The sequence below is a fragment of the Brevundimonas sp. genome (assembly GCF_029945885.1).
Taxonomy (GTDB): Bacteria; Pseudomonadota; Alphaproteobacteria; order Caulobacterales; family Caulobacteraceae; genus Brevundimonas.
On record NZ_JAQSDK010000013.1, the window covers coordinates 164,623 to 171,025 of the forward strand.

The window sequence follows — 6,403 nt, forward strand, 5'->3', positions numbered from 1 at the left end:
GGCTTGAGCGTCTTGTTGGGGCGCTAACGTTCGCCGCGCGGCGGCTCACTGCTTGAGCGCTTGCCCCGGGCGCTATGCTCGCGACGCGGTCGCTCGCTACTTGAGCGCCGCGCGAAGCGCCAGGCCGCGTCGGGTCGAGAAGGCGGAGCCTTCTGACCGCGGCCCACGATCAAGCCGCGTCGGGTCGAGAAGGCGGAGCCTTCTGACCGCGGCCCACGATCAAGCCGCGTCGGGTCGAAAAGGCGGAGCCTTCTGAGCGCGAGCCACAAATGAAGGCCCGCCGGATTCGCGTCCGGCGGGCCTTTTGTTTGTGGCGGGGCCCGCATGGTGCAAGGTTGCGGCGAACCTGACGGGAGTCCGCCTGTGAAGCGTCTATTCGGCAATCTGTTCGTCATCGCCCTGGTGGCGGCGGTCGTGTCCTTCTTCGCGGCCCCGGCCGTGGCGTTTTTCGCCATCCGGTCGGCGGCGGACGCCAATGACGCCGCCGGACTGGAGCGGCTGGTCGACTATCCGGCGGTGCGCCAGTCGCTGCGGCCGCAGCTGTCCGGCAATCCGGCGGCCATGGCCCCGGCCCCGTCCTTTCTGGAAGATCCGATCGGTGCCGTGCGGCGGCAGCTGGAGCCAGCCGTGGCCGGCGCGCCGAACCCGGACGTCTATCTGACGCCGGCGGCGCTGTCGGCGCTGAGCCGGGGCGAAGGGCGCTATGCCTCGCAGCGCACCGGACCCGCGACCGGCACCGAGGCGACTGATCCGATGCCGAAGCCGGTGTCCTGGGGCGTCAACCGGGCGCGAATGGCCGTGACCGACGATGGTGGCTCGAGGACGGTCTTTACCTTCGAACGCAAGGGGGCGTTCGAATGGAAGCTGGTGCACATCGGCCTGCCGGACGGGGTTTCGCCCGCCGAAACGAATTCCGCACCGCCCCGCGATATCATCGTCGGGTCCGGGGGCGGCGAAAGCGGCTGACGCTGGCCCCCGGTTTCGAATCGCGCAACCGTCCGGCTGGCGACGCGTTCGGGAGCCAGAGGGTTCTATGTCCAAAAAACTGATTGTCGGCCTGACTGTTGTCGCTGCCGTGTTTCTGGCGGCCTATTTCGCGTCCCCCGTGCTGGCGGTGCGAGGGCTGACCGAGGCCGCAAGGACTGGCGATGAGGCGGCCCTGCGCCAGCGCGTCGACTTCCCCGCGTTCCGGGCCAGCCTCAAGGAAGAGCTGAACGCCGAACTGATGGTGCGGATGCGGGCCGATCCGCGCAGCGACAATCCGGTTCTGTCCGGACTGGGCATGTTGCTGGCCCCCAGTCTGGTGTCAGGGGCGGTCGACGCCTTCGTTACCCCCCAGGCGATCGCCACCATGGTGCGTTCGGCCAGGGCCCCGGATCCGATGGACCGGTCCGAACCGACCGAACCCGCGGAAGCTTCGGAGCCGGGGCGGGACACGGTGCGCCAGTCCTGGGCCTATCGCGATCTGGATACCTTCGCCGTGACCCTGACCAACAGCGAGCACCCGGACCAGCATCTGGCGCTGCTGATGGAGCGGCGGGGTCTGTTCAGCTGGAAGCTGGCCGGGATCGACCTGACCGCGCCGTCCGAAGACGACGCGATCTAGGGCTGTCGATCTAGCCTTCCAGCGCGGTCCGGATCGCCGTCAGGCCCTCTTCGGCCTTCGATCCGTCGGGAGCCCCGCCCTGGGCGAAGTCCGGCTTGCCGCCCGCACCCTGTCCGCCCATGGCGATGACCGCCGCGCGCGCGAGGTTGGCGGCATTGACCTTGTCCGTCATGTCCGCGGTCACAGCCACGGTGATGGCGGCCTTGCCGTCGGTGACTCCGACCAGGGCCACGACGCCCGAGCCGACGTGGGTGCGGAAGCCTTCGGCCACGCCGCGCAGGCCCTTGCCGTCGACTCCATCGAGGACACGGGCGATCAGCTTGATGCCGTTGATTTCCTCCACGACAACGGCCGCGCCTTCGGGCCCGCCGAGGGCCAGCTGTTTCTTCAGCTCGGCGACCTGTTTCTCCAGCGCCTTGCGGTCGGCGGTCAGGGCCTCGACCCGGGCCGGGACGTCCAGCGGCTGGACCTTGAAGGTCTGGGCCAGGCCCCTGGCCACGCCGGCCTGGGCCAGCAGATACTGGCGGGCGGCCTCGCCGGTCAGGGCCTCGATGCGACGCACGCCGGCGGCGATGCCGGTCTCGGCTGTGATCCTGAACAGGGCGATGTCCCCGGTGCGGGCGACGTGGGTGCCGCCGCACAGTTCGACCGAATAGGGTTTGTCGCCGGTGAGCGCGTGGCCGAGCGTCAGCACGCGGACCTCGTCACCGTATTTCTCGCCGAACAGGGCCACGGCCCCGGCCTCGATGGCCTTTTCCGGGGCCATCAGTTCGGTGGCGGCGGGCAGGTTCTGGCGGATGACGGCATTCACCTCATCCTCCATCCGGGCCAGTTCGTCCTCGGTGACCGGGGCGTTGTGGCTGAAGTCGAAGCGCAGGCGGTCCGCGTCGACCATCTGGCCCTTCTGGGCCACGTGCGGGCCGAGCACATTCTTCAGGGCCGCGTGCAGCAGGTGGGCGGCCGAATGGTTGGCGCGGGTCGTCAGTCTGGCGTCGGCGTCGACGCGCAGCTTGACAGTCGCGCCGATGGCCAGGGTGCCTGAGGTGACGGCGATCTTGTGGGCGAACAGGTCCTGGGCGTGTTTCTGGACGTCGAGCACGGTGCCCGCGCCCTGCTGGCCCGAGGCGTCGGTCCATTCGATCTCACCGCGGTCGCCGGCCTGGCCGCCGCCCTCGCCGTAGAAGGGCGTCTTGTCGAACAGGACCTCGGCGGTCTGGCCGCTTTCGAGGGTGTCGACCGAGGCACCGTCCTGGACGATAGCGATGACCTCGCCGGTGCCGTCGGTGGTGTCATAGCCGGTGAATTCGGTGGCCCCGAGACGATCGCGCAGCGCCAGCCATTCGGCGGTCGAGGCGGTCTGGCCCGAGCCGGTCCAGTGTTCGCGCGAGCGGCTGCGCTGTTCGTTCATCGCGACGTCGAAGGCGTCGGTGTCGACCGAGAAGCCGCGACGGCGGGCCTCGTCCTGGGTCAGGTCCAGCGGGAAGCCGTAGGTGTCGTACAGGGTGAAGGCGGTCTGGCCGGACAGGACGCCGCCCTCGCCCAGATCCTTCGACGCATCCTCCAGCAGGCCCATGCCGCGGCCGAGGGTGGTGCGGAAACGGATCTCTTCCTGCTTCAGGGTGTCGGTGATGAAGGCCTCGGCGCGGCGCAGCTCGGGGTAGGCCTCTCCCATTTCGGCCACCAGGGTCGGTACCAGCCGGTGCATCAGCGGATCGGCCGCGCCCAGCAGGTGGGCGTGGCGCATGGCCCGGCGCATGATGCGACGCAGGACATAGCCGCGACCCTCGTTCGACGGGGTCACACCGTCGGCGATCAGGAAGGACGAGCTGCGCAGGTGGTCGGCGATGACCCGGTGGCTGGGGGCGCGGTCGCCCTCGGCGCTGGTATTGGTCGCATGTTCCGAGGCAGCGATCAGGGTGCGGAACAGGTCGGTCTCATAGTTGGAATGCACGCCCTGCAGCACGGCGGCGACGCGTTCCAGACCCATGCCGGTGTCGATCGACGGCCTGGGCAGGAGGGAGCGCGAACCATCGGCCTGCTGGTCGAACTGCATGAAGACCAGGTTCCAGATCTCGACCCAGCGGTCGCCGTCCTCGTCCGGGGTTCCCGGAGGGCCGCCCCAGATGTGATCGCCGTGGTCGTAGAAGATCTCGGTGCAGGGGCCGCACGGGCCAGTGTCACCCATCGACCAGAAATTGTCGGAGCCGGCGATGCGGGTGATGCGGCTCTCGGGCAGGCCGGCGATCTTCTTCCAGAGTTCAACCGCCTCATCGTCGTCGATGTAGGTGGTGACCATCAGCCGGTCTTTCGGGATGCCGAAATCCTTGGTGATCAGGTTCCAGGCCGCCTCGATGGCGTGTTCCTTGAAATAGTCACCGAAGGAGAAATTCCCCATCATCTCGAAGAAGGTGTGGTGGCGGGCGGTGTAGCCGACATTGTCCAGGTCGTTGTGCTTGCCACCGGCGCGCACGCATTTCTGGGCCGAGGTGGCGCGGGTGTAGGGGCGCTTCTCCTGGCCGGTGAAGACGTTCTTGAACGGGACCATGCCGGCGTTGACGAACAACAGGGTCGGATCGTTCTGCGGCACCAGGGGCGCGGACTGGACCTTCGCGTGACCATCGGCCGCGAAATAGTCGAGGAAGCTGGAGCGGATTTGTTTCAGGCTGGACATGAGGGCGCACGTTCGGTCGTCGGGAGGGAGGGCGAACGGGCGTCATATAGGGGTTTCGACGCGAAAGCATCATCTGCGCGGATCAGCGCAGGGGGGATGACAGCGATGGTCGGGCGGCCCAGATTGTCACCATGGCCGATGTGGACGTCTGGTTCGATGGTGACTGCCCGCTGTGCCGGCGCGAGATCGCCCTGATGCGACGGCTGGACCGGCGCGGTGCGATCGCCTTTATCGACGTCGTCGGCGACGGAACCTGTCCGATCGACAGGGCCGAATTGCTGGCCCGGTTCCATGCCCGCGAGGATGGCCGGATGTTGTCCGGGGCCGCGGCCTTCGCCGCCATGTGGCGCGCCATTCCGCTGCTGCGGCCGCTCGGCCTGCTGGCGCGGAATCGTGTCGTTCTGCGGGGTCTGGAGGCGGCCTATATCGCCTTCCTGCGGATACGGCCGCACTTGCAGCGGCTGGCCGGCGGGCGGGCCGGAGTCTAGATCGCCGGGTCGGCCGACTGCGGCGTGTCGTCGTCCTCGTCTTCATCCTCGAGCAGGGCGACCAGGGCATCGATGATCGCGTCCAGCTGTTCCGGACTGGCCGAGACGGTCAGGGCCGCACCATCGTCGGCTTCCAGCTGCAGCAGATAGCCGTCCTCGTTCTCGGACAGGCTGAACTGGGTCAGGGCGGGGATGTCGGCCATCTCGGGAGTCCTAAGGGTGCAGCGGCAAGGTCAGCCGGCGACTGATTTGCCCTTCATAGCAGAAAAAGGGCCGCCCGGCGTCGGGACGTAAGGTCCCGGGCCGGACGGCCAGCCACGTCCGGTCCGAACCCCGCGGGGGTCGGTGGCGGGTCGCAGGGACCGGCCGGACGGGGTGTTCGGTCAGACTCCCCGGCGGGGAGGCCGGAAGGATCAGCCGTCGAGGTCCTGGCCCTCGTCGGGCTCGGGCGTGCCCAGCAGCTCGTCGGCGATCTTGTTCGTCGATTTGCGGACCTTGTCCTCGATCGAGGCGGCCATGTCGGGGTTCTGTTTCAGGAACTCCCGGACGTTCTCGCGGCCCTGACCGATACGGGTCGAGTCATAGGAGAACCAGCTGCCGGATTTCTCGATGACCCCGGCCTTGACCCCCAGGTCGATGATCTCGCCCAGTTTGGAGATGCCCTCGCCGTACATGATGTCGAAGATGACCTCGCGGAACGGCGGGGCGACCTTGTTCTTGACCACCTTGACCCGGGTGGTGTTGCCGACGACCTCGTCCCGGTTCTTGATCGCGCCGATGCGGCGGATGTCGAGGCGGACCGAGGCGTAGAATTTCAGCGCATTGCCGCCGGTCGTGGTCTCGGGCGAGCCGTACATGACGCCGATCTTGTGACGGATCTGGTTGATGAACAGCACGATGCACTGCGACTTGTTGATCGAGGCGGTCAGCTTGCGCAGGGCCTGGCTCATCAACCGGGCCTGGAGGCCGGGCAGGCTGTCGCCCATCTCGCCCTCGATCTCGGCGCGCGGCGTCAGGGCGGCGACGGAGTCGACCACCACGATGTCCACGGCCCCGGAGCGGACCAGGGTGTCGACGATTTCCAGCGCCTGTTCACCCGTGTCCGGCTGGGAGACCAGCAGGTCATCGAGATTGACGCCCAGCTTCTGGGCATAGCCCGGGTCCAGCGCGTGTTCGGCGTCGACGAAGGCGGCGGTGCCGCCGGCCTTCTGGATCTCGGCCACGGTATGCAGGGCCAGGGTGGTCTTGCCCGAGCTTTCGGGGCCATAGACCTCGATCACCCGGCCACGCGGCAGGCCGCCGATGCCCAGGGCGATGTCGAGTCCCAGCGAACCGGTCGAGACGGACGGGATTTCCGCCACCACGCCGCCCTTGCCGAGCTTCATCACCGAGCCCTTGCCGAAAGCCCGGTCGATCTGGGCGATCGCCGCTTCCAGCGCCCGCTGCTTGTCGCCGTCGTCCTTGCCAACCAATTTCAAATTCGCCTGAGCTGCCACCTTGCCACTCTCCTTTGCCATGATTCCCATCTGGTTCCGGGAGAGACCCGCCTGGACCCGCTCCCTGTGTGAGGCGGACTATGTGCACGGTTTGTTCCGGTTGCCAATATGTTCTTTTCGGAACGGTGGGGCGCTACGGCGG

At 67.8% G+C, this 6,403-nt stretch carries 6 protein-coding genes; 3 read left to right on the forward strand and 3 right to left on the reverse strand.

Features of this window, described 5'->3' with window-relative positions; translation table 11 throughout:
• Positions 1-363 precede the first annotated feature (363 nt).
• Entirely contained in the window at positions 364-966 is a 603-nt protein-coding gene (locus PSV00_RS07395) for a DUF2939 domain-containing protein (protein WP_300445872.1), read from the forward strand.
• 67 nt (positions 967-1,033) lie between these two features.
• A complete protein-coding gene (locus PSV00_RS07400) occupies positions 1,034-1,606 on the forward strand; it encodes a DUF2939 domain-containing protein (protein ID WP_300445873.1) in 573 nt (190 codons plus the stop codon).
• Positions 1,607-1,616: 10 nt separating this feature from the next.
• On the opposite strand, the gene alaS is transcribed toward PSV00_RS07400, so the two are convergent.
• Positions 1,617-4,277: an alanine--tRNA ligase gene (gene alaS, locus PSV00_RS07405; RefSeq protein WP_300445874.1), complete on the reverse strand. Its 2,661-nt coding sequence runs from the start codon at positions 4,275-4,277 to the stop codon at positions 1,617-1,619.
• Between the two features lie 131 nt (positions 4,278-4,408).
• Between alaS and PSV00_RS07410 the strand changes: the two genes are divergently transcribed.
• Positions 4,409-4,765, forward strand: a complete 357-nt coding sequence (locus tag PSV00_RS07410; protein ID WP_300445875.1) for a DUF393 domain-containing protein — start codon at positions 4,409-4,411, stop codon at positions 4,763-4,765.
• Here the strand turns inward: PSV00_RS07410 and PSV00_RS07415 are convergent.
• On the reverse strand, positions 4,762-4,968 hold the full coding sequence (locus PSV00_RS07415) for a hypothetical protein (RefSeq protein ID WP_300445876.1): 207 nt from the start codon (positions 4,966-4,968) through the stop codon (positions 4,762-4,764). The genes PSV00_RS07410 and PSV00_RS07415 overlap by 4 nt on opposite strands.
• 210 nt (positions 4,969-5,178) lie before the next feature.
• Entirely contained in the window at positions 5,179-6,261 is a 1,083-nt protein-coding gene (gene recA / locus PSV00_RS07420; protein ID WP_300445944.1) for a recombinase RecA, read from the reverse strand.
• Positions 6,262-6,403 lie beyond the last annotated feature (142 nt).